Origin of the sequence: Cloacibacterium caeni (assembly GCF_907163125.1) — a bacterium.
GTDB lineage: Bacteria > Bacteroidota > Bacteroidia > Flavobacteriales > Weeksellaceae > Cloacibacterium > Cloacibacterium caeni_B.
Map to the genome: position 1 here is coordinate 1,700,044 of NZ_OU015319.1, position 24,092 is coordinate 1,724,135.

22 protein-coding genes are annotated in these 24,092 nt (G+C 32.2%); 13 read left to right on the top strand and 9 right to left on the bottom strand.

The annotated features are described in order from the left end of the window. Nucleotides 1-34: 34 nt before the first annotated feature. The 5 genes from KKQ79_RS07725 (at nt 35) to KKQ79_RS07745 (ending at nt 6,595) form a co-directional block, all read left to right on the top strand. Nucleotides 35-2,572 (top strand): YfhO family protein, encoded by a 2,538-nt coding sequence (locus tag KKQ79_RS07725; protein ID WP_213189633.1) that lies wholly within the window; start codon nt 35-37, stop codon nt 2,570-2,572. 33 nt (nt 2,573-2,605) lie between these two features. Next, on the top strand, nt 2,606-3,013 hold the full coding sequence (locus KKQ79_RS07730; protein ID WP_213189634.1) for a GxxExxY protein: 408 nt from the start codon (nt 2,606-2,608) through the stop codon (nt 3,011-3,013). A 76-nt stretch (nt 3,014-3,089) separates the two neighbouring features. Further along, nucleotides 3,090-4,433, top strand: coding sequence for a glycosyltransferase family protein (locus tag KKQ79_RS07735; protein WP_213189635.1), 1,344 nt, complete (start codon nt 3,090-3,092; stop codon nt 4,431-4,433). A gap of 166 nt (nt 4,434-4,599) precedes the next feature. Further along, nucleotides 4,600-5,277 carry a DUF2202 domain-containing protein gene (locus KKQ79_RS07740; RefSeq protein WP_213189636.1) on the top strand — a complete coding sequence of 226 codons (678 nt, stop codon included), beginning with the start codon at nt 4,600-4,602 and terminating at the stop codon, nt 5,275-5,277. Between the two features lie 115 nt (nt 5,278-5,392). Next, entirely contained in the window at nt 5,393-6,595 is a 1,203-nt protein-coding gene (locus KKQ79_RS07745; RefSeq protein WP_213189525.1) for an IS256 family transposase, read from the top strand. A gap of 211 nt (nt 6,596-6,806) precedes the next feature. On the opposite strand, the gene KKQ79_RS07750 is transcribed toward KKQ79_RS07745, so the two are convergent. Continuing rightward, nucleotides 6,807-7,790: a PLP-dependent cysteine synthase family protein gene (locus tag KKQ79_RS07750; protein ID WP_213189637.1), complete on the bottom strand. Its 984-nt coding sequence runs from the start codon at nt 7,788-7,790 to the stop codon at nt 6,807-6,809. Between the two features lie 99 nt (nt 7,791-7,889). Then, nucleotides 7,890-9,119 carry an ABC transporter permease gene (locus KKQ79_RS07755; protein WP_213189638.1) on the bottom strand — a complete coding sequence of 410 codons (1,230 nt, stop codon included), beginning with the start codon at nt 9,117-9,119 and terminating at the stop codon, nt 7,890-7,892. A gap of 6 nt (nt 9,120-9,125) precedes the next feature. On the opposite strand from KKQ79_RS07755, the gene KKQ79_RS07760 reads away from it, so the two are divergent. Together KKQ79_RS07760 and KKQ79_RS07765 are read left to right on the top strand one after the other, a co-directional pair. After that, complete coding sequence (locus KKQ79_RS07760) at nt 9,126-10,385, top strand: exo-beta-N-acetylmuramidase NamZ family protein (protein WP_213189639.1); 1,260 nt, start codon at nt 9,126-9,128, stop codon at nt 10,383-10,385. A gap of 10 nt (nt 10,386-10,395) precedes the next feature. Then, nucleotides 10,396-11,181 (top strand): sulfite exporter TauE/SafE family protein, encoded by a 786-nt coding sequence (locus KKQ79_RS07765; protein ID WP_213189640.1) that lies wholly within the window; start codon nt 10,396-10,398, stop codon nt 11,179-11,181. A gap of 1 nt (nt 11,182) precedes the next feature. On the opposite strand, the gene KKQ79_RS07770 is transcribed toward KKQ79_RS07765, so the two are convergent. From KKQ79_RS07770 to KKQ79_RS07780, 3 genes are read right to left on the bottom strand one after another with little or no spacing between them, the layout of a single operon-like run. Further along, complete coding sequence (locus KKQ79_RS07770) at nt 11,183-11,389, bottom strand: hypothetical protein (RefSeq protein ID WP_213189641.1); 207 nt, start codon at nt 11,387-11,389, stop codon at nt 11,183-11,185. Nucleotide 11,390: 1 nt separating this feature from the next. Continuing rightward, entirely contained in the window at nt 11,391-11,957 is a 567-nt protein-coding gene (locus KKQ79_RS07775) for a DUF3575 domain-containing protein (RefSeq protein WP_213189642.1), read from the bottom strand. A 6-nt stretch (nt 11,958-11,963) separates the two neighbouring features. Next, nucleotides 11,964-13,136 (bottom strand): thioredoxin family protein, encoded by a 1,173-nt coding sequence (locus KKQ79_RS07780; RefSeq protein ID WP_213189643.1) that lies wholly within the window; start codon nt 13,134-13,136, stop codon nt 11,964-11,966. A gap of 669 nt (nt 13,137-13,805) precedes the next feature. Between KKQ79_RS07780 and KKQ79_RS07785 the strand changes: the two genes are divergently transcribed. Genes KKQ79_RS07785 through KKQ79_RS07800 form a run of 4 tightly spaced genes read left to right on the top strand, consistent with a single transcriptional unit; the run spans nt 13,806 to nt 17,574 of the window. Continuing rightward, nucleotides 13,806-14,204, top strand: a complete 399-nt coding sequence (locus KKQ79_RS07785; RefSeq protein ID WP_213189644.1) for a response regulator — start codon at nt 13,806-13,808, stop codon at nt 14,202-14,204. Continuing rightward, on the top strand, nt 14,185-15,267 hold the full coding sequence (locus KKQ79_RS07790) for a HEAT repeat domain-containing protein (RefSeq protein WP_213189645.1): 1,083 nt from the start codon (nt 14,185-14,187) through the stop codon (nt 15,265-15,267). Before KKQ79_RS07785 ends, KKQ79_RS07790 begins: the two co-directional genes overlap by 20 nt. Further along, the gene (locus KKQ79_RS07795) at nt 15,267-16,721 is read left to right on the top strand and encodes a glycosyltransferase family 2 protein (RefSeq protein WP_213189646.1); all 1,455 of its coding nucleotides are present in this window, start codon (nt 15,267-15,269) and stop codon (nt 16,719-16,721) included. The genes KKQ79_RS07790 and KKQ79_RS07795 overlap by 1 nt, the downstream gene beginning before the upstream one ends. A gap of 4 nt (nt 16,722-16,725) precedes the next feature. Beyond that, entirely contained in the window at nt 16,726-17,574 is an 849-nt protein-coding gene (locus KKQ79_RS07800; RefSeq protein ID WP_213189647.1) for a YaiO family outer membrane beta-barrel protein, read from the top strand. A 441-nt stretch (nt 17,575-18,015) separates the two neighbouring features. On the opposite strand, the gene KKQ79_RS07805 is transcribed toward KKQ79_RS07800, so the two are convergent. The 4 genes from KKQ79_RS07805 to KKQ79_RS07820 all read right to left on the bottom strand — a co-directional run bounded on the left by KKQ79_RS07805 (nt 18,016) and on the right by KKQ79_RS07820 (nt 23,462). After that, nucleotides 18,016-18,552 carry a thioredoxin family protein gene (locus KKQ79_RS07805; RefSeq protein ID WP_213189648.1) on the bottom strand — a complete coding sequence of 179 codons (537 nt, stop codon included), beginning with the start codon at nt 18,550-18,552 and terminating at the stop codon, nt 18,016-18,018. Nucleotides 18,553-18,570: 18 nt separating this feature from the next. Further along, nucleotides 18,571-20,082: a peptide MFS transporter gene (locus KKQ79_RS07810; protein ID WP_213189649.1), complete on the bottom strand. Its 1,512-nt coding sequence runs from the start codon at nt 20,080-20,082 to the stop codon at nt 18,571-18,573. A 116-nt stretch (nt 20,083-20,198) separates the two neighbouring features. Beyond that, on the bottom strand, nt 20,199-21,704 hold the full coding sequence (locus tag KKQ79_RS07815; protein WP_213189650.1) for a peptide MFS transporter: 1,506 nt from the start codon (nt 21,702-21,704) through the stop codon (nt 20,199-20,201). A gap of 102 nt (nt 21,705-21,806) precedes the next feature. After that, entirely contained in the window at nt 21,807-23,462 is a 1,656-nt protein-coding gene (locus KKQ79_RS07820; protein ID WP_213189651.1) for a peptide MFS transporter, read from the bottom strand. An 81-nt stretch (nt 23,463-23,543) separates the two neighbouring features. Here KKQ79_RS07820 and KKQ79_RS07825 point away from each other — a divergent pair, with 81 nt between their 5' ends. Both KKQ79_RS07825 and KKQ79_RS07830 read left to right on the top strand, forming a co-directional pair. Continuing rightward, a complete protein-coding gene (locus tag KKQ79_RS07825; protein WP_213189652.1) occupies nt 23,544-23,792 on the top strand; it encodes a DUF2281 domain-containing protein in 249 nt (82 codons plus the stop codon). Further along, nucleotides 23,793-24,071 (top strand): type II toxin-antitoxin system RelE/ParE family toxin, encoded by a 279-nt coding sequence (locus KKQ79_RS07830; RefSeq protein WP_213189653.1) that lies wholly within the window; start codon nt 23,793-23,795, stop codon nt 24,069-24,071. Nucleotides 24,072-24,092 lie beyond the last annotated feature (21 nt).

Here is a 24,092-nt window from a genome sequence, read left to right on the forward strand (position 1 = left end):
GAAACAAACAACAAAAGATAAATTTTTGCAAAATATGCTGAAAAATAAAAACATTCTTTACATCGTCATTTCATTGGCGATTTTTGTAGTTTTAGCTTTAGTTTACAACAGTCCTATCATTTCTGGGAAACAACTTTTGCAACATGACATTGTACAATACAAAGGTGGCGCAAAAGAACTACTAGACTACAGAGCCGAAAATGGCAAAGAAACCTATTGGAGTGATGCGATGTTTGGCGGAATGCCTACTTATCAATCAGGTTCACAGTTTAGAGGTGATATCATCAAAAAAATAGATGACACGCTGAACTTTTTGCCAAAACCTGCGAATTTTATTTTTCTGCTTTTTGCTGGATTTTTCTTACTCGGTTATGTTGCGACTAAAAATTGGAAATACGCTTTGTTAGGCGCCACTTTTTTTGGACTTTCCACGTATTTCTACATCATCATCGCAGCTGGTCATAATGGTAAAGTTGCCACTTTAACTTATTTCGCACCACTTTTAGCGGGAATTTTACTCGTCTATATTCGTAAAAAATATATTCTTGGCTTTATTGTCACAGCACTTTTCATGGGATTGCAAATTGCTGCAAACCATCCACAAATGACGTATTACCTTTTCTTGGCATTAGGATTTTTATTCTTGTCTGAATTGGTAAGAGCAGCTACAGGAAAAACACCATGGAAACATTTCTTCATTTCTTCAGGAATTTTGGCTTTGGCGATGATTCTGGGAATTGGAATGAACAGTCAGAGACTTCTTGCCAATTCTGAATATGTAAAAGAAACCGTTCGTGGAAAACAAATTCTGAAATCTGAACACAATGCAGCAGATAATGACGGAATGAAAAAACAAGAAATTCTGAACTGGAGCTATGGAAAACTAGAAACCTTGAACTTATTCATTCCAAGAGTAATGGGAGGAGCAAGCGATGAAGAAGGCTCAGAAGAAATGATGAAAAAAGTTCAGGAATTGGTACAAGAAAATGTAACCTCTCAAGAAGAATATGACCAAATTTCTAAAGGATTTGGAGGAAGTTTAACGTATTGGGGAAACCAACCAGGAACTTCTGGACCGGCTTATCAAGGAGCTATTGTGGTATTTTTAGCCATTTTAGGATTTTTCTTCGGGTGGAAAAAATACCGTTATTGGATTTTAGGCGCGTCTGTACTTTCTGTGCTTTTAGCTTGGGGAAGTAATTTCATGCCGCTTTCTGAATTATTCATAAAATTCGTTCCGTTTTACGACAAATTTAGAGCACCAAGTTCTATATTAGTTGTAGTAGAATTATTATTTCCACTGATTGCAATCCTTGGATTATACAGATTTTTCAATGACGAAAAACTTACTTATGAATACAAACAAAAAGTTTTAGTTTACGGAAGTTCTGCAGTTCTTGGAATTACTCTATTATTGGTTATTTTTGGGAAAAGCTTACTCGGATTTGCTACTTCAAACGAAACTGCTTATTTGCCTTCATATTTATTAGATTATTTGGTTGGCGAACGCTTCACGATGTTTAGAATCGATGCTATTAAAGCCATGATTTATGTTTCTATCACTGCTTTAGCACTATATTTTGCATTGAAGAAAAAATTATCTCAAAACATTGCTTTAATCATTATAGGATTGGTAAGTTTATTTGATTTATGGTCTGTGAACAAACGCTATTTAAACAGCGATAATTTTGTAGATAAAGCTTTTGCACAAACTCCATTTGTGACCGAAAATTCAGATTATTTAGCTGGAAAAGCAGGTGATAATCCACTTTTAAATGATTTGCTTTCTCGAGCGAATATGAATAAAACTTTAGAAGAAATTACCGAAAAAGATAAAACCCATTATAGAATTTTCAACCAACTTCTAGGGCCTTTTAATGAAACCAATACTTCTTATTACAAAGCTTCTGTAGGTGGTTATCACGCTGTGAAATTAAGAAGATATGACGATTTAATCAATCATTATTTCTATGCTGAAGACAGTGTGAAGTCTGCTCAAATCCCGCAAATTCTCAATTTATTGAACACCAAATATGTAGTTGGCGGAACATTGGAGAAACCTCAAGTTCAGATCAATCCGAATGCGAATGGAAATGCTTGGCTGGTTTCTGATGTGAAATTTGTGAATACTCCGAATGAAGAAGTAGATGAAATAGGAAATATAGATTCTAAAAAAACAGCGGTTATTTCGAATGATGATAAAAAATATTTTGAAGGAAAAACTTTAGCGACTGATTCTACTGCTTTTGTAAATTTAACAAAATATCAAGCAGACGAACTAGAATATAAAACACAGTCTAAAACGCCACAATTGGCTGTTTTTTCTGAAATTTATTATCCAAAAGGCTGGAAAATGTTTGTAGACGGAAAAGAAGTTCCATACATCAAAGCTGATTATTTATTGAGAGCCGTTTACGTTCCAGCAGGAACTCATACGGTAAAAATGATATTCGAACCAGAAGTAATAGCCAAAGGAAAAACCATTTCCTTAGTTGCTTTTGGTTTGTTTGTATTGCTTTCTTTGGTGGGGATATTTTTATTAAACCGCAAAAGCGACAAAAGAAATAATTGAAAAAATAGCCATTAAAAAGTAAAAAAAGAGTTAATGATTACGCAACAATATCTTACCGATTTAACATATAAAATTAATGGAGCTTGTATTGAGGTTCATAAAATTTTAGGTGCAGGTTTAGCAGAAGTTGTTTATCACAAAGCTTTAGAAGAAGAATTCAAATTAAGAAATTTAAATTTCAAGTCAGAATTTCAAATTCCTGTTTTTTATAAAGAAAAGAAATTAGATTGTGATTTTAAATGTGATTTTCTGATTGAAGATTTAATCGTTTTAGAGTTAAAATCTGTCTCTCACATTTTAGATGTTCATAAATTTCAAGTTTTGAATTACATGAATTTACTTAAAGTACCGAAAGGAATTTTAGTAAATTTTAATGTTAAAAATCTTTATCATCATGGACAAGAAACATATATTAATAAATATTACGATGAATTAATGTAAAATCTTTTTTTACTTTTGAAAAACTTATAATACATAGAAAATCTTTTGTCGCTTTTGCGGTTTAAAAATTATAAACTTGAAACAAAAAAAAATACTCATCATCTCTTATTACTGGCCTCCAGCTGGCGGACCGGGAGTTCAGCGTTGGTTAAAATTTGTAAAATATTTGCCTGATTTCGGTTGGGAACCTACCGTTTTTATTCCAGAAAACCCTAGTTATCCGATTGTTGATGAAACATTAAAAAAAGATGTTCCGAAGAATCTCAAAATGATTAAAACCAAAATTTGGGAACCGTACCAATTTGCAGAAAAATTTGGGAAAGACAATAAAAAATTCAAAGCGGGACAATTTGATGTCGGCGAAAATCAATCATGGAAAGCCAAACTTTCGATTTTTGTTCGCGGCAATTTCTTTATTCCAGATGCGCGTGTTTTTTGGGTAAAACCTTCCGTAGAATTTTTAGAAAAATACTTGAAAGTCAATCACTATGATGTTTTGGTAACAACTGGTCCACCACATTCTTTGCACTTGATTGGATTAAGTTTAAAGAAGAAATTCCCAGACTTAAAATGGATTGCAGATTTCCGTGATCCATGGACTGAAATTTCGTATTACAAATACTTGAAACTGACTAAAATTGCCGATAAAAAGCATAGAAAATTAGAATCTGAAGTGTTTAAAAATGCAGATGTTACTTTGGCAACAAGTTATACCGATGCTGAAAATTTCAGAAAAAAAAGCGCAAATGCTTTCTGCATTACGAATGGGTTTGACTCTGAAGTAAAGTCACAGATTCGTGAAGTTGTAGAATCGGTTGATAATAAAAACGACTTAACGACCTCACAACTTAACGATTTTACAGAAAAATTCACATTAAGTTACATCGGTATTTTAGAACAACTCAGAAATCCTGAAATTTTATGGGAAACTTTAAATGATTTGGTTGAAGAAAATGCAGACTTCAAAAACGATTTTGAGTTGAAGTTTGTAGGAAGATTAGATGATAAAATTTTACAAAAAATAGTAAGTTCAGCTCTTAAAAATAACTTAACCAATTTGGGTTATCAAACGCACGATGTTGCGCTAAAACACATGCAGGATTCAACAATTTTATTGATGACGAATTTCCCACAAGAATCTTCAAAAGGGATTATTCCAGGAAAAATTTTCGAGTATTTGGCAACGGGAAAAACGATTCTTTCTTTCGGTCCAAAAGATGCTGATGTAGAAAAAATCTTGAACGAAACCAAAGCTGGAAAACATTTTGGCTATGATGAAAAAGAAAATCTAAAGAAATTCTTTTTAGAATCTTACCAAAATTGGAAATTGGGAACGCTGAACCAAAACGCTGAAAACATTGAGCAATTTTCTAGAAAAAATTTGACTCAGAAATTGGTTGATTTAATGAATAAGATTTAAATCAATAGAAGTTTTAAAATTTCTCATTAACACTATAACGTTCAGTTGTAATTTTTCATCCAATAATGGTAATTTTTATTGATTAACAGTACTTTACATTCATTTTAATCAAAATTCTACTTAACTTTCTGTTGTAATTTTTGTCTAATATAAAAATCTCACAGAAATGAAAACCAAATCTTTCACCTTAGTTATTCTTGCGATTTTCGGAATGGTAATTTTTACCAATTACACTTCTAAAAATACAAAAGAAACAGATGCTTCTTCTCTCCTCTTCATGCTAGAAGAAGAAAAATTAGCGCGTGATGTGTACACTTTTTTTTATTCAAAATGGGAAACTAGACCTTTTGCCAATATCAAAGAAAGTGAAAAAGTGCATATGCAAAAAGTACAAGAACTTTTAGACCAAAATAAAATTTCTTACGAAATTCTTCCCGAAGGAAAATTTAAAAATCAAAATCTTCAAAAATTATACAATGACCTTACTGCAAAAGGAAAAGTTTCAGAAATTGAAGCTTTAAAAGCTGGAGCAACGATAGAAGATGTAGATATTTACGACTTGCAAAGATTAACCAAAGAAACTCAAAATCAAGACATCGCCAATGTTTACAAATTTCTAGAATGTGCTTCTAGAAATCATTTGAGAGCTTTTTCACGTAATTTAGAAATGAGAAACGCTAAGTACGTTCCTCAGTATATTTCTAAAAATGATTACGAAAAAATCATCAATGCAGAACATGAACAATGTGGTATGCAAAATGGTATGCAATGCCAAAATCAAGGAAAAGGTAGAGGAAATAGAGGAAGAGGAAATGGTTTTGGAAATGGAAATTGCATGAATTAAGGTAGTATTTCATTAACTGTGTAAGTTGAAAAGTTATTCTGAAAAATTTTGAGCAATAAAAGCTCAAAAAATTTTTCGGAAATAACTTTTTACTATTTTATATATTTACATAGTTATGATTGACAAAGAAGACTTATTAAACAACAAGGATTTCTACAAATCCTTTAAGAATGGAGAAGATTTAACCTCATTCTTTAAACAAATGCACAAACGAGCTGTAGAACACATGCTCGAAGCCGAACTTGATGCTCATCTCGACAACGAGAAACACGAAAAAACCACCACTGGAAACTATCGTAACGGACACGGAACCAAAAAGATAAAATCCTCATTTGGTGAATCTGAAATAAAAATTCCCAGAGATAGAGAAAGTAGTTTTGAACCAGCTCTAGTTCCTAAAAGACACAATATTATAGAAGGTTTAGAAAATATCATTATCTCCTTTTATGCTAAAGGAATGAGCGTGAGCGATATTGAGGAGCAAATTCGTGAGATGTATGATTTTGAAGTCTCTACTTCTACCATTTCTAGGATTACTGATGCAGTTGCAAGCGAAGTAGTGAGTTGGCAGAATAGACCATTAGAAGACCTTTATCTCATTGTTTGGATGGATGGAATTGTCTTTAAAGTTCGTGAAAACTCAAAAGTCATCAATAAAACCATCTATTTAGCGGTAGGTTTAAACCGTGATGGCAAGAAAGAAGTTCTCGGAATGTGGCTCGGAAAAAACGAAAGTTCTAGTTTTTGGATGAATGTTTTAACCGATTTAAAAGCTCGTGGTGTAGAAGATATTTTAATTACAGCTACCGATAATTTGAATGGATTTACCCAGACTATTCGCTCAATTTTTCCTGAATCTCAAACCCAAATCTGTGTAGTTCATCAAATTAGAAACGCCTGTAAATACGTGGTTTGGAAAGACAGAAAAGACTTTACTGCCGATATGAAGCACATCTATAATGCTCCAAATAAACAAGCGGCAGAAGCCGCTCTGAATGATTTTGCAGAAAAATGGGAATCCAAATATGCTTATGCGATAAAATCGTGGAGAGATAATTGGGACGAACTGACTGTATTTTTTGACTTTCCTTTGGAAATCCGTAAAATTATTTACACTACTAATTTAATTGAAAATCTCAATGGAAAAATCAGAAAATATACCAAAAACAAAATGTCTTTCCCTACGGATGATGCAGTCTTGAAGTCGGTTTTTCTTGCTTTAAAGGAAGCTACCAAAAAATGGTCAATGCCAATCCAAAATTGGGGTATTGTTTTAAACCAATTTATGCTTATTTTTGACAAAAGGCTCAGATTATAAAATCCAAGCCTTAACTTTTTAACTTACACACTTTTTGGGATAGTGTCTGAATTAATAAAAAATAGCTTTTTCCTCAGTTTATTTCACAGGCAGATTATGACGCTATCATTCTTTCGCCAAATGAAATTGTGGAAATTAATTTTGATTTGATATAAAAAATCGGGAAGATTGCTCTTCCCGATTTTATTTATTTTGAATAGATTTTTTTGTATTAATCTAGCCAACCCATTTCTCTCATCCAATCATCATTGTAGATTTTCCCTACATATCTAGAACCGTGGTCATGAAGTAAAACTACTATGATATCATCTTTGGTAAATTGATCTTGCATTTGCTTAATCGCAGCAATCGCACTTCCTGCAGAATAACCACAGAAAATCCCTTCTTCTTTAGCTAATTTTCTTGCATAGATCGCGCCATCTTTATCGGTAACTTTCTCAAAATGGTCTATCACAGACATGTCATAGTTTTCAGGTAAAATATCTTCGCCAATTCCTTCTGTAATATAAGTGTAAGCATTTTCTAAGTGAATTTCGCCCGTTTCATGAATTTCTTTCAAAATAGAACCATAAGTATCTACACCAATTACTTTGATGTCTTTACTTTTTTCTTTGAAAAAAGTTCCACAACCTGTAATCGTACCTCCTGTTCCTGCTCCTACTACAAAATGAGTCAACTTCCCTTCGGTTTGTTCCCAAATTTCTGGTGCAGTAGATTCATAATGCGCTGCTCTGTTAGAAAGATTATCGTATTGGTTTACGTACCAAGCGTTTTCAGTTTCTTCAGTTAATCTTTTTGCAGTTTGGTAGTAAGAACGCGGATCGGTAGGTTTTACATCAGTAGGACAAATCACCACTTCTGCACCTAAAGCACGTAAAATATCTGCTTTTTCTTTTGATTGTTTAGAATTGGTTACGAAAATACACTTGTAACCTTTGATAATAGCTGCTAAAGCCAATCCCATTCCTGTATTTCCAGAAGTTCCTTCGATGATGGTTCCTCCCGGTTTCAGACGACCGTCTTTTTCAGCATCTTCAATCATTTTCAGTGCCATTCTGTCTTTTACAGAATTCCCAGGATTGAAGGTTTCTACTTTTGCTAAAACCAATGCAGGAAAATCTTCTCCTAAAACTTTGTTTAGCTTTACCAGTGGCGTATTTCCTATCGTTTCTAAAATATTTTTTGCGTAGTTCATTGTAAAAATCTGAGCCGCAAAAATACGATTTTTATTTTTAGAAAATGACCAAAAAATTAAAACCTGACCTTTAACTGTTGATTAAATTTTAGAAAATAATTAATTATACTTAATCGCTTTTACAGGAGAAATTTTAGAAATCAGATAACTTGGCAAAATAAGAGCGAATGCAGAAATCGCCAAAATCCCAACAGAAATTCCCAAAATGTAGACAGGGTTTAAATCTACAGGAACCGTGCTTACATAGTAATTCTCAGGATTAAGTTTGATAAATCCAAAGATTTTTTGAAGCACCAAAAATCCTAAACCTATTACATTCCCCATAATCAATCCAGGAATCATAATCAGCAAAGTATAGTTGATGAAAATCGCTCGAATTTGTCCGTTGGTTGCGCCTAATGTTTTGAGCATCCCAATAGAATTGGTGCGCTCAATAATGAGAATAAGCAAAACCATAATGATATTAATGACTACAACAATCAGCATAATCGTGATAATCAGTCCGATGTTGGTATCAAAAATATTAATCCAATCTACGATTTGTGGATATTTATCTGTCGCTTTTTCTGCGTAATTTTTGTAACCTATTAGCTTTTCAATTTTTGGATAAATGGCATCTATATTATCACTGTCTTTCAAGAAAATATCTATTCCTCCCACATCAGTTTTTGCCATATCCTGAATTTTTCTCACGTGATTAATATCGCCGATGATAAACAAATCATCTATCATTTTGATGTCTGTCTTGTAAATTCCAGAAATTTCAAATTTTCTATAAATGGGTTGTTGGTCTTCTTTAGAAAAAATAGCAACGATACTGTCTTTGGGTTTCAAATGCAAATCATTGGCAATTTTATCAGAGAGAATAACTTGGTTGTTATAGCCTTCTTCGGTAAATTTTGGAACTTCTCCAGCTACCATAAAATTCTGAAAACGTTCTGCATCAAAATCTTTGGCAACTCCTTTTAGAATAACCCCCGCAAAGTTTTCTTCAGTTCTCAGAATCCCAGAAACCGTAGCATAAGATTGCGTATTAGAAACATCAGGAAGATTTTGAATTCCATTTACATTTAATCCTTCTTGGTGAAGCACCGAAGAATTATAAGAGGAATTGCTTTTGGTAGATTTCACAGAAATATGTCCCACAAAATCTGCCATACGATTTTTAATGGCTTTTTTGGAGCCTAAACCCGTAGAAACCGTCACCAATGAAACAATAATTCCCAGCGCTACAGAAAGCCTTCCGATAAAGACAATCACGCGTGAAAGATTATTTTTGTTATCTTTGGAGAACGCTATTTTTTTAGAAAAATATATTGGAAATTTCAAAATCAAATGAATTTAAGTGTCAAAATTAAAGATTTAGTTCTTATTATGCTAATGATTTTTGGGTTACAAAGTTGTAGCACTCAAAAAAACAATGCAAATCCCACTCCAGAACCTGTAAAAACGGTAGAAATTGCCTTAGAAAAACCAAAAAATAAAGAAGAAAATTGTTTCAAAAACGCTGCAGACAGACCAGAACTCTATTTGCCTCTTCTGAAAAATAAAACTGTTGCAATAGTTGCCAATCAAACCAGTTTATTGGCAGACAAAACGCATTTGGTAGATTTTTTGGTTCAAAATAATATCAAAATCAAACATATTTTCGCACCAGAACACGGTTTCCGTGGAACTGCAGATGCTGGTGAACATGTAAAAAACGGAATTGATACCAAAACAGGTTTACCGATTATTTCACTATATGGCGACAATAAAAAACCAAAATCTGAACAATTACAAGGCGTAGATATTGTGCTTTTTGACATTCAAGATGTGGGCGTAAGATTTTACACGTACATTTCTACACTCACTTACGTAATGGAAGCTGCCGCAGAAAATGGCAAAGAAATCATTGTTCTAGACCGCCCGAATCCTCATGATGGTTATACAGACGGACCAGTTTTGAAGGAAAAATGGACGAGTTTCGTAGGATTACACAAAGTTCCTGTAGTCTATGGATTAACGATTGGCGAATACGGAAAAATGGTGAATGGTGAAAAATGGATGAAAAATGCAGTGCAGGTAAAATATACACTCATCCCAATGCTGAATTATCATAAAAACAAAAGATATCCAATTTCAGAAAAACCTTCGCCTAATTTACCGAATGATCAATCTATCAATCTCTATCCTAGCCTTTGTTTCTTCGAAGGAACGCAGGTTTCAGTAGGAAGAGGAACAGATTCTCCTTTTCAAGTGTATGGAAGTCCTTGGTTAAAAAATCAGGAATTTTCTTTCACTCCTAAACCCACTTCAGGTGCAAAAGATCCATTCTTATATGGTAAATTGTGCTACGGGAAAGATTTACGTCAATTCCCAGAAATTAAAGGAAAATTAGATTTAAGTTTCGTGATCGATGCATATCAAAATTTTGACAAAAAAACTCAAGATTTCTTCTTAAAAAACCTTTGGTTTGATACTTTGGCAGGAACAGATGAATTTCGCAAACAAATTATTTCGGGAACTCCAGAAGCAGAAATTAAAAAATCTTGGCAAAAAGATTTAGAAAACTTCGAGAAAATCCGTCGCAAATATATTCTCTACGAAAACTAGTTAATTGTAAATGGATTTTTTCTCTGATTACAGTCTTTATACACTATTCTTTTTAGCTGCATTTGCCTTTATTGCGGGGTTTTTAGATGCAATAGTTGGCGGTGGTGGTTTGATACAATTGCCCGCTTTGTTGATTCAGTTTCCTCAATTAGCATTGCCTTCACTTTTTGGAACCAATAAAATCGCAGCGCTTTCTGGAACCAGCATTGCAGCGGTACAATATGCCAAAAGAATTCGCTTCAACTGGAAAGTTTTGCTTTCTATCTCGCTTTTTTCCTTCCTGTTTTCATTTTTGGGAGCGAGAACAGTGAGTTACTTGGATTCTGAAGCATTAAAACCTTTAATTTTAATTATTCTGATTGCGATTGCGATTTATACTTTCATCAAAAAAGATTTAGGAAATGTCGCGACCAAAGATTTAAGCACCGCTAAAAAAATGATCTTCGGAGCAGTGATTGGAGCGGTAATTGGTTTCTACGATGGATTTTTCGGACCGGGAACAGGAAGTTTTTTTGTTTTGGCTTTCGTGGTGATTTTAGGATTTGATTTTCTTTCGGCTTCTGCTTATGCTAAAGTGGTGAACTGCATCACCAATATTTCAGCGCTTTTGGTTTTCGTGAGACACGGAAATTATTTGTTAGAAATAGCCATCTTAATGGCCATTTTCAATGTTTTAGGAAACTTTCTAGGAACAAAAATTGCCTTTAAAAAAGGCAATGGATTTATCAGAATTGTATTTTTAATTATCGTAATGCTGATGATTTTACGATACAGCAAAGAAGTTTTTTGGACTTAATTTAATCGAAATGTTGCGGGCCAGATTGGTCATTTTTACTTCGGTTATAAATCATCATCCCGATGGTAAGTCCCACCATTCCGCCAAGTCCATTTAGTAAAGCGCTTTGTAATTTGTCTGGTTGTGTATTCCCGATGTAATTCATCAAAAACACGATGACGAACGTAATCACCAAAACCACTAAAAATTTAACACTTTTTATTTCCATATTATTTAATTTGATAAGAAATCATTACGCCACCCTTATAAGGAATCCATTCTCCACTTCCGTTAATAGAAGCTCCTTCTTCTTTGTCTGCTCTTATGTCTGGGAAAGCATTATAATAAGATCTATATTTAGATTGTGCATTGCCACCACCTAAAAATATATCTAAGTTTATTTTATCATTCACTTTTACTACATAACCTACAGTTCCGCCTAAAAGTATAGAATATCCTTCTTGATGAATTCCCAAATTAAGATGGTTATACTTTTGCATTTTATAAATCGACACTCCTGTATTAGCAGCCACATACCAATTTTTAAAACTTTCGGTAAAATAATAACGATATTCTAAGGTACCTATAGCAAAAAGCATTCTATTTCCGAAAAGTGATTTCCAAGGGGAAACAAAAACATCTGCTTGAAAAGTAGTTTTATCCGTAAGTTTCGTTTCTATTCCTGCGTTTAACATCAGTGCAGGAAGGGTAAAACCATTGACTTTAACATACGTTTGCGCACTAACATTTATTCCAATACTAAAGAGTATGAGAAAATAGTAATTTTTTAAAAGCATTTGTGTTTAATTTATCTTTTTTAATAATTCTTCAGTTGATGCATATTCATCTCCTTTTGCTTTAGCAATTTCGATAGATTTTTTTGCCCAAAGTTTAGCATTTTTATTATCTCCCAATTTATAATAAATATTGGCTAAAGTATCTGTATTCTGGCTATTTTCTTCTTTTTTTAGTCCTTCTAAACACAATTGCGTCACTTGAGTCAACAAAGTTTTATCTGCAACATAGAGATAAAAATTCCAAGCGACATTATTGAGTTCGTCAGTGGCAAAATCTTTTGGATTTTGATAATAATTCAAAGCTGATTTAGCATAATCATCGTATTTTTTTTGAGTAAAAAACAAATCCATATTGATTTTATTCAAAAGTTGATTTGCTTCTTTTTCACCATAAATTTTTGTTCCTTCTGCTAAAAAAACTTGTTCATTAATACTTTGTGTATTGGCATCGAAAGATTTTTGTAAAACCGTGTTCAATTTGAGTTGCTTATCATATTCCGCCAAATAACTTTCTGGAATTTGCTGTGAAAGTTCTGCCTTTTTTGCCGTGAAGATTTTATACAAATCATCATCTATGGTTTTGGTAAAAAACAACAACATTCCTGCTTCTTCTTTAGAATAAGTAGCGTCCGTTCTCGTTTGGAAATAACGGGTAGCTACTTTTTGTGCCAAAGAAAAATCTGATGAATACGTGTTTTTAATCAGTCCCATCAAAAATTCTGGGTCTTTTTCTCCCGCTTCAAACTTCGCTATTTTATTTTCTAAAGTATTTTCTGGATTCAAGGCTTCTTTGGCAATACTGATGAGTTCTTGTGGACTCATGTAACCTGCAGCTTTATACACCACTTTTCCGTCTCCGTCTATGAATAGCAATGTAGGATAAGAATAAATGCTGTATTTTTTTGCAATTTCTATTCCTTCCCCTTTTTCCATGTCAATGTGAAGATTCAGGAAATTGGCATTGAAATAATCGCCCACTTCTTTTTTAGGAAATACATTTTTGTCTAACAATTTACACGGACCACACCATGAAGCAAAAGCATCTAAAAAAATGAGTTTATTTTCTTTTTTGGCTTGTTCTAATGTTTTAGCAAAAGACTGTTTTCCGAATTTTATTCCATCTTGAGAAAAAAGTGTTGTAGAAATCAACAAGAAAAGGAACGGTATAATTTTTTTCATTATCATTTAAAAATTGAGCTACGAAGATAAAATTTTTTAAGGGAACAAAAAATTAAAACCCAAAATTATACCAATTTAAAATCTCTATAATAAGGCATTTTTCCGAAATACAAATTCTGAATGAACAGATAAAGTATCATCTCTTATATATCAGTCCTTTCACTTTACTTTTTTTAACGATTGGAAACCCTGTATTACAAAAGATTTTCAGTTTCGAATATCCTGGTCATCAACATTTTCTTACGTCTATTATTAGAACGGTAAATTTGTCATTGACTTTTAAATTGATTAAAATTTTTAAATTAAAATAACTCAATAAAAAGTAAATTTATGCTATCTATCATTATAAAATTAATAAATAAATTTATATATCAATAATTTAAAACAAAAGCTAAATAAAATAAATTTAAATAAAAAAATATTCATTATAAAATAAATCAATAATTTAAATAGGGAAAAAATTAAAAAATCCGCAAATCTACTATAGAATTATGTTTTTTGATTTATGTCATCAAAAGCCTTTATAATATTTAATTATTAATTCATAATTTTGTACCCAATTAAAGGGTTTAATAAAATAAAAAGAGTAATTGATTTTTTTCATAATTAAAAAAAATAATTAAGTTTATCCTTTTTAGCTACAAATAGCAAAACAACAAACACAACGAAATGAAAATATTGGTTACGGAAAAGAATGAGATAATAAGAAACCTAATTTTACACATTCTCACAAAAGAAGGTTATGATCTAAAGTTAGCTTCTAACGGAAAAGAAGCATTTACTTTTTTGTCTGAAGAAAAATTTGACATAATAATTTCAAATATTCACTTACAATACTATTCTGGATTCGAACTTATTACTTTTATTAAATCTAATGCACATTTAAAAGACACCAAAATTGTAATTTTATCTGACAATTTTACTCCAGAAAACATTTTAAGACTCTACAAAATGGGAATAGATGACATGATTGAAAAACCATTTACTCCTATGGAAATGATTTGTAGACTAGGAAAATTATCAGAATTAATAACTAAAGAAAAAAATCTTGGGAAATTTACTTCATAATATACCTACCTATCTATTAGATTTTTTCTTATTCAATATTATTGTAATTAATATTGGAATGTTTCTCGTATTTATCTATAACATTCCTGTATTAATCAATAGCAATAACAATAAAAAACTAAGAAATATTTTCAGCGAAATTCTTAGCGAAATTATTCTTTTAGAAAATTACGAAAACACAGAAAAAATAAAAATTTTAAAAAAATTAAAAGTTCAAAAAAACCGAAGAATCAGAACTATATTTATAAAAGTTTTAAAAGAATACACGATATTTTTAAAGGGCACCGAATTTGCTACTCTTACTGATGTTTATAAATCTTTAGGACTGCATGTAAAAGATATAAAAGATTTAGACAGTATTTTCGCTACAAGGGTTTTAGAAGCATTAGATCGTCTTAATAGATTTAAAATTGTTGTCAACCGAACAAAAATCAAAAAGTTACAAAAGCATAAAAATTCTGACATACGAGAACTTGCCAACGCTTATACCCTCAATATTTATGACAGTGATGACATTTATGATTTTTTTGATTTTACAACAGAACCTTTCACACCATGGCAGCAATTAGAATATTTTCAATTAATCACTAATAGGCCTCTTGCGCCTAAAGCCGATTTCGGCAAATGGATTAATCCCAAATATGAAAATTCAATAATAAACTTATCATTAGATTTGGTTGCTTACTATCATCAAGAGACTGCTATTGAGCCTATCCATAGCATGATTAAGATAGACCACACCAAAATGAGACGTAAAATGATTAGAACGCTTGGTATTCTAAATCAAAAACAGTCTATTGATGTTTTGATGGATCTTTATATTGAAGAGGATGATATGAAATGTAAAACAGAAATTATTAAAAGTCTTGGATACATGGGATATAAAAATGAAAAAGTAATTCACTTTTTAGAAGAATTACTTAAAACAGAATTCCACACCAACTTTAGAAAGGCTATTTTAATTGCTTTATCAAGAGCTACAGCTTCAGAATCTATTTTAGAAAATAAAATATATCGTTATGAGCTTGAAAAAACAGTTCCTAACGAACAAAAAATTTTATAATGGAAGACATTTTATATACAGCATTAGATTATTATAAAGGAATAGAATTTTCTGATTTTTACAACTCTTCTATGAGAGCTGCTGCTATAGGAATGTTCTTGAGCCTATTTTTGACCAATTTACTATCATTTCTAGCAATAAAAAAATACCTTTTCAAAAGAAAATTTTCTCAGAGCAAAAAACTGGCTTTAATGAATCATGCTCCTGGAATAAGTATGATAACTGGAGCTTATAACGAATCTGTAACCATTATAGATAATGTACACTCATTACTTTCTATCAATTATCATAAATTCGAACTTGTAGTAGTAAATGACGGAAGTAGCGATGATACATTAGACAAATTGATTAAAGAATTTAAACTAGAAGAGACCAAATATATTTTTGAAACAATAGTACAATCTTCGCCCATTAGAGGTATCTATCGCTCTACAGATATGGCCTACAAAAATCTCGTAGTGATTGATAAATTTAATGGTGGTGGTAAAGCCGACGCCATCAATGCAGGACTTAATATCGCTAAATACGACTATTTTTTAAATATAGATGTAGATTGCGTTTTGGATTTTGATACTTTACTCATTATGATGGATGTAGTACTTAATGAGAAAAAAAGATGTATAGGAGTAGGAGCTACTCTAAGAATGTCTAATTCTAGCTTTGTAAACAGAGGTACTATGGAAAATGTAGGCGTTCCTAAAAATATATTGGTAAGGTTTCAGGAATTAGAATACATCCGTTCTTTTGTACTGGGAAAAATGGCATGGTCTTATTTGAATGCAGTTCCTAATATTTCTGGAGGTTTAGGTTTGTTTGACAAAGAAATTGTATTAAAAATTGGGGGTTATGATAAAAATTCTTTGGGCGAAGACATGGACTTAGTTTTTAGGATGGTAGGTTACATGCAAGAGACCAATCAGCCTTATTGTGTAAGAAGTGTCCCCAGAACTCTTTGCTGGACAGAAGGTCCAGAAACATTAAAAATACTTGTAAGACAACGTATAAGATGGTCTAGAGGCTTGTTTCAAATATTGAAAAAGAATAAAAAAGTATTCCTTAACCCTAAATATGGAAGAATGGGATTTATTATTTTTCCTTATAATTTATTCTTTGAATTTTTGTCTCCATTTGTAGAATTCATAGGCATTTTTGTTTTAATTTACAATTATTTCTATGACCCTGTAGCATTTATGAATATTCTTTACCTTATAATAGCAGTCATAAGTTTTTATATAGGATTAAGCTTCTCCGCTGTTTTTTTAGATCGAAAGGTATTTAACTATTATAAGAATGGTTTTGTAACGCTTGGCATCTCTGCAATGGCAATATTAGAACCATTTATATATCATCCTATTATAGTATATTGCAGTTTAAAAGGATATTATGATGAACTTACAGGCAAGAAAAAGAAATGGGGAGTGATGACAAGAAAAGGCTTTAACAAAACAAATTAAAATTATGGAACAACTTTGGAAGAAAAAAAGCGTAACTTTTTTAGCAATTATTTTTAGCGGTTTTATCTTTGCTCAAAATCACAGTGATTCTATAAAAATTAAACAATCTGTAATCAAAGAAAATCCAACAGATTCTTTAAAAGCACCACTTAATCAAGTAGGTCTCTCCCAAGTACAAAGCATTTATAGTGGTGGAATTTCTACCATGAGCACTACTTCTCTGCACTACATGAGAAAAACTAAAAACCAAAAATTAACCTTTATAGGTAGAGTAAACCTAAAATCTAGAGTAGAAATCACCAGCTTAAAATATGACGTAGAAGTCTACGCAAAACATGGTAAAAACCATTATTCATTTATCGGAGCAAGTGTATCTGACCAAAAACTATTTCCTAATTATGAACTGTTCTACTCATTTTACACTAATCTAGGAAAAGGCTGGGAATTAGAAACAGGAACTAAGTTTTTAGCTGCAGAAAACTTTGATTTGGTAACACCCATTTTAGGAATCACAAAAGAAACCGACCACAACAGAATCAGTCTCAGAAATTTCATCAGCTTCAGCCAAGGAAATACTTACTATTCTAACATGCTACAGTGGCGTAACTTTTTCAATGAAAAAAGAGATAATTTTTCTGTAGTGACTGGTTTTGGTAACGCTCCAGACAGTAGAAACATAGACCTTGCACAAGATTTTATTACCAACAAAACATTTTTTGCGGGATTAGGATACGAAAAGAACTTCAAGCCCTTTAAAATTTCTGCTACCTCCGTTTATAACAAAAATCAATACAGCACTGGTAGAACATTTAATCAGTATGATATCTATCTTACATTAATGTATGATTTCTAAAAAAAACAAAATACCCTGCTCAAGTTTCCCTAGATAAAACTATTGCAAAAGTAATTTAATGTTTTATGAGTGTTATATAATAATTAATTCAAAAAATATGATTTAGATATCCACTTATATTAATACTTGTAAATTTACAGTTTAAAAGTTTTATTTTTATTTGGTTTTTTGTACAGAATACGACATCGTAGGATTTATATATTCAATGTTTTGAGATTTGAATTTTTATGATGTGAATTTAAGAGAATTTGTTTAAAACTAAAAAAGAAAGACCTTCAATAATGAAAGTCTTTTTTATTATGTTTTGGCTAAAGCCAAATTGTTTTTATGATTTCTAAAACGGACTAAAGTCCGTTCCTATTGATAAAAATATTCATAAATCCTGTGAATTACTTCATTATTTCATTCCTCGCAAATATTTTTCAAAAATCATAACTCGAATTACTCTTTAATCTTTGATTTAAACTTCTTTTGATAATTTTCCCATTGTTCACGGGTTTTGATGTTTTTATATTCGCCTTTAGAAAACATAGTGATATAAGGCTCTAATTCTTTGGCAGAGAAATATCCCATCAAATTGGTAATGGGTTGAGCATTTTCGTCTAAAAATACCAGAGCTGGATATCCATTGACATTCATAAACTTCGCGAACTGGTGCATTGCATTTTTGCTTTCTGCCTTGTTAGCAAAATCTGGATTGGTAAAAACTCTGTCGTAAAAATTAACCGTCTGATTGCCTTCTGCGTTGAATTTTACAGCATAAAAATTTTCATTGATGTATTTCGAAATAATAGGATGTGAATAGGTCTGTTTATCCATCAATTTACACGGTCCACACCAATCTGCATAAAAATCGATGAGAATCTTTTTTGGATTGGTTTTTTGAGCAGTTAACGCTTGTTCCATCGTCATCCAATTCACTTGTGAAAAGGAAAAACTGAACACCCAAAGAAATAACATCGATAAAGTAGTTTTCATAAAGTAGTTTTTATGTAGTTAATGAACCTCTTGCATTAATTTTTTCACAAAAGGAGATATCAAAATCAGTACCAAACCAGCTACTAAAGCATAGATTCCTAAATCTTTATATCCTTCTGTGTAAGTAATTAGTTTTTCATAGTTGGTTGCACCTTCCTTTGCTGAAGCCATGTTTGCACCAATAATTCCTGCAACATATTGTCCGTAAGCTGAAGCCAAAAACCACATTCCCATCATCATTCCTTGTAACTTTTCAGTAGAAAGTTTCGTCATAATAGACAAACCAATTGGCGATAAGCATAATTCGCCAAAAGTAATGATCAATAAAGCAATTGTGAAAATATTGAGAGAAGTTATCCCTTGAAGATTCGCGAAAAATTTAGTCGCAAAAAGTACGTAATATCCTAATCCTAAAAAGATAAATCCTAATCCGAATTTGATTAAAGTATTGGGTTCCAGTTTTCTTTCACTTAACCAAATCCATAATAAACCAATAATTGGTGCTAAGAAAATAATGAAAAATGCACCTCCAGAATTGTTCACTCCATTCGGATCTAATCCTAGTAAGTCTTTGTTCAGATTATTCGCAGCAAAAATGCTCAAAGAACCTCCACTCTGCTCATAAATTCCCCAGAAAAGAATAGAGAAAATAATAAAAACCAAAGCTGCCCAAAGTTTTTTTCTTTCGGCAGGTGTAACCTTTGTCATTTCATAGAATAGATAAATGAGCGTCAATGGACCTACAATATACATAAACAAATCTGTGTATTCGGTTATAGAAACCATCGTCATAATTATAGGTACAAAAACCAAAGAAAGGACATAAACTCCATATTCTTTCCATTTTGCCATAGGTGAAAAAGTTCCATCTGCATTTAATGTTTGAGGCTGTAAACCAATTGGTCCTAATCTTCTTTGAGTAAAGATAAAATTCACCAAACTTACCACCATAACAATAGCTGCCAAACTGAAAGCTACGTTCCATCTTTTATCTTCTGGAATAAAACTAGAAAACATTTCGCCTTTACCAATAGCGATACAGAAATAACCACCCAATAAAGCGCCTAAGTTGATTCCTGCATAAAAAAGTGAGAAACCTGCATCTGTTCTAGAATCTCCCGCTTTATAAAGTTTTCCTACCATAGTAGAAATATTGGGTTTAAAAAAACCTGTTCCAATTACCGTAAAAGCAATTCCTAAAAAGAAAAACTGATGTGGATCTATAGATAAAATAATACTCCCAACAATCATCAGTAAACCTCCCCAAAATAAAGATTTTCTAAAACCAAGGATTTTATCTGCAAAAAGTCCGCCCACAAAAGTAAAAGCATATACAAAAGCTTGAGTAGCTCCATATTGAAGATTGGCTTGTTCGTCTCCGAAATTGAGTTGAGAAATCATGAAGAACACAAGCATTCCGCGCATTCCGTAGAAGCAGAAACGTTCCCACATTTCAGAGAAAAAGAGTGACCAAATCTGGCGAGGATATTTGCCTTTAAAATCTTGAATTTGTTCGAGAGTTAAATTCATTTTAATTGTATTTCTTGTTAAAAACTTTGTCAAAGATTTTTAAACTTTGACAAAGTAGTACGAAAATAAAAAAAACCTCTGACATTGCAGAGGTTTTAGTGAGTTTTATGATAATTTTAATTTACGCCGTGCATTTTCTTTTCTAACCATCTACTCATCACGAATAGAACTGCTGCTGCAACTCCACACATTACAATGAATACTAAGAAGAAATCAAATAAATTAGCAATTTGGAAACCTAAGAAAGAAGTAGTAGCAGCGTCTTCTCCAGCTTCTCCACCTCCAGGAATTAATGCTGAAAGTGTTCCTGCAAATTTATTCGCTGCTGCATTCGCTAGGAACCAAGTTCCCATCAATAATGATGAAAATCTAGCAGGTGAAAGTTTAGAAACCATTGATAATCCAATTGGTGACAAACAAAGTTCTCCCATCGTGTGAATCACATAAAGACCGATTAACCAGAACATAGATACTTTGTCCATTGCTCCTAAACCGTAAACTGCAAATGCGATTACTACATAACCAAGAGCTACTAAAGATAAACCAATCGCCATTTTTTTAGGAGAAGTAGGTTCTAATCCTCTGTTTCCTAATCTTAACCAAAGTGAAGAAAATAATGGTGCTAAAAGGATAATTGCTAATGGATTTACAGATTGGAAATAAGAAGCTGGCATTTCCCAACCGAATAAAGTTCTATCTGTTTGTCTGTCTGCAAAAATAGTAAGCGAAGCTCCTGCCTGTTCAAATGCTCCCCAGAAGAAAATCACGAAAAACGCCAGAATGAAGATCACCATAATTCTGTCTCTTTCGTCTTTTGTAAGGGATTTATCTGTTAAAATAATAAGCGGCATTGCAATCATCGCTCCGTAAATTAAATATCCAATAATATCTAACTCGCTATTGAACATCGTTTTGAAGTTCATTAAGAAGAAAATCAAAGCGGTAGCTGCGATTACAATTCCTATTTGTTTTACGCCAAATTTCTGTGTAGGCATTCCAATAGGGTTATTGTCTGCATCTACTAAAAGTTTATTTTTTTGAGCTACGAAAGTGATCAAACCAATAATCATCCCGATTCCAGCTGCTAAAAAGCCCCATTTGAAGTCTATTTTTTCAGCTAAAGTTCCACAAATTAATGGTGAAAAGAACGCTCCTAAGTTAATTCCCATGTAGAAAATGGTAAATGCAGCATCTACTCTTCTGTCTCCTTTTGGATACAACTGACCTACCATTGTAGAAATATTTGGTTTAAAGAAACCGTTTCCAATGATGAGTAAAGTAAGACCTACCCACATTAATGAAATAGCAGCACCACCTGAAGCTGAAGCACTAAAAAACATCGCAAACTGACCAAGAGCCATTAATATACCTCCAATTTCTATACTTCTTCTGTTTCCTAAAAATCTATCAGAAAGATAACCTCCCAAAAGTGGTGTTAAGTATACCAAACCTGTATAACTACCGTAGATATTAGAAGCGTCAGAATCTGGCATAAGAAGCATTTTCGTCATGTATAAGATAAAAATTGCTCTCATACCGTAGTAAGAGAAACGTTCCCACATTTCAGTCATGAATAAAAGGTATAGTCCTTTAGGATGTCCTTTTTGTTGTGCTGTATCCATATTTTTATTGTTAATTTTTTGTTAAGACTAGCAAATATAGTTTTTTTTTGGTTTAGTCAATAAAAAAGTCAGCACTAAAAGTACTGACTTATATCTTCTTAATTAGTGACCTTGGTCTTTCATAATTTTATTCAAACGCTTTAGCATAGATGCTCCTAGTAGAGTCGCAAAGATGAGTAAAGCAAAATTCACCAAGAAATAATTCATCTTATTGTCATAGCTGTACCAAGTACTTGCCAAAATTCCTGAAAGTTTGTTTCCTACTGAATTGGCCAAGAAGAAACCACCCATCATTAAAGCGGTGATTCTCGCTGGCGAAAGTTTTGACACGAAAGAAAGTCCCATCGGTGATAAACATAATTCCCCAACCGTAATCACTCCATAACTTGCTACTAACCACCACGGTGAAACTTTTACGGCTCCATTGTCACCAGCATAAACTGCAAGAACCATCACCAAACAAGAAAGTGCTGAGATAAATAATCCCAAAACAATTTTAGTTGGAGTTAAAGGTTCTTTTCCTTTTCTTCTGAGCATTGCCCAGAATGCTACAATTACTGGCGTTAACGCAATTACCCAAAATGGATTAATGGATTGGAATAATTCTGTATTGTATAAGAATACTTTCTGGGAAGGATTTTGCTCTAATTGCGCTTTTTGTTCAGGCTTAATATTTCTGAAATAGATATCTTTCCCTTGAGTTTTTAACGTCTTACCGTCTTCTCCTTTTTGGGTTTGATATTGGTCATCATACACAGAAACTTCCTTGTCTTTGAAGTCTTTTCCATCAACCATATAAATATCTTCCAAAGGTTTTTCTACACCTGCAGGAACACTTCTATCGGTATAATAGTTTGCCCAACGTGTTAAAGCGGTTCCGTTTTGCTTGAAAACCGCCCAGAAAAACATCGAAATTAAAAAGATAGACAATAATGCTCCAATTGCAGGTTTTTCTTTCTGATTCGCTTTGAAATAAAGAGAAACATAAAAATAAATAACAGGAATACATGCAAAAATAAACGCATCTGTACTATCACTTCCGAAAATTTCTCCTGGTAAGAACCAACCGATTGCTCCTGCAATAATTGCAGGTAAGAATACTTTAACCAAAATTTCAGAAAGTTTGGTATCTCCTTCCTGTACTGGCTTCATTTCTGCAGCCTGTCTGTAATGTTTCATTCCTACGGTAAAGACAACTAAACCAACCAACATCCCGATTCCTGCTGTTATAAACGCTTCTCCCCAACCGAATTTATTACGCATAAATGCTGCAATAATATTACAGATGAAAGCTCCGATATTAATTCCCATGTAGAAAATGTTATAACCAGAATCTTTATTGGCTTTATATTTTTCGTCTGAATAAAGATTTCCTAAAAGTGTAGAAATAGTAGGCTTAAAGAAACCATTCCCCACAATAATTAATCCTAAAGAAGTATAAAAAAGTGGTAAATCTTTGAAAACGCCCATCCCAATGTAACCTGCAGCCATCAAAATACCACCCAAATAAATAGATTTCACGTATCCTAGAACTCTATCTGCCAAGAAACCACCGATAAATGGAGTAAGATAAGTAAGAGCAATATAAGTCCCGAAGATATCATCTGCCATTTTATCAGGAAGACCTAATCCTCCTCTCATTCCTTCTGGCTCAATAAGATATAATACAAAAATTCCTAAAATTAAATAGTAGCCGAATCTTTCCCACATTTCTGTGAAGAACAAATACGGTAAACCTTTTGGATGTTTATTGTTCATAAAATTTATTTTTCCCAAAAATAAGTTTTTTAAATGGAATGAAAAATTTTTCTAACTTTGATAAAAATAAATTCTAAAAAAATGGAAATCACAATAAAAGATTTAGAAAGAAATCTAAAGACACTTCCCAAAGAACTTTTAGGAAATGTGAATGATTATATTGATTTCTTGAAGGAGAAATACTTAGATAAAGATTGGGCAAATCAATTATCTGAAACTCAAAAAAAATCTATTGAAAAAGGAATTTCAGATATAGAAAATGGGAACATCATTTCGCATGAAGAAGCCAAACAAAAAATTAGAAATTACCTTCAATCAAAAGCCATTTAAATGAAAATTGTTTGGTCTAAAGAAACTCTAGAAAACTATTTAAAAGTTTTAGATTATTTACTAGAAAACTGGACAATAAAAGAAATTGAAAGATTTGAAAATAATTTTAACGAACTGATTGAAAGGTTAAAATCACACAAAGAAATTTGTCCAAAATCTAAACTTCTAAATTTCAGAAAATGCAAAATAGACGAAAATAATTCTTTAATTTATCAAGAAGTAAATCATACAATTTTCCTTATCACAATTATAGATAATAGAAGCTTTCATAGCTACTAAAATTCGAAAATTTAATAAGTT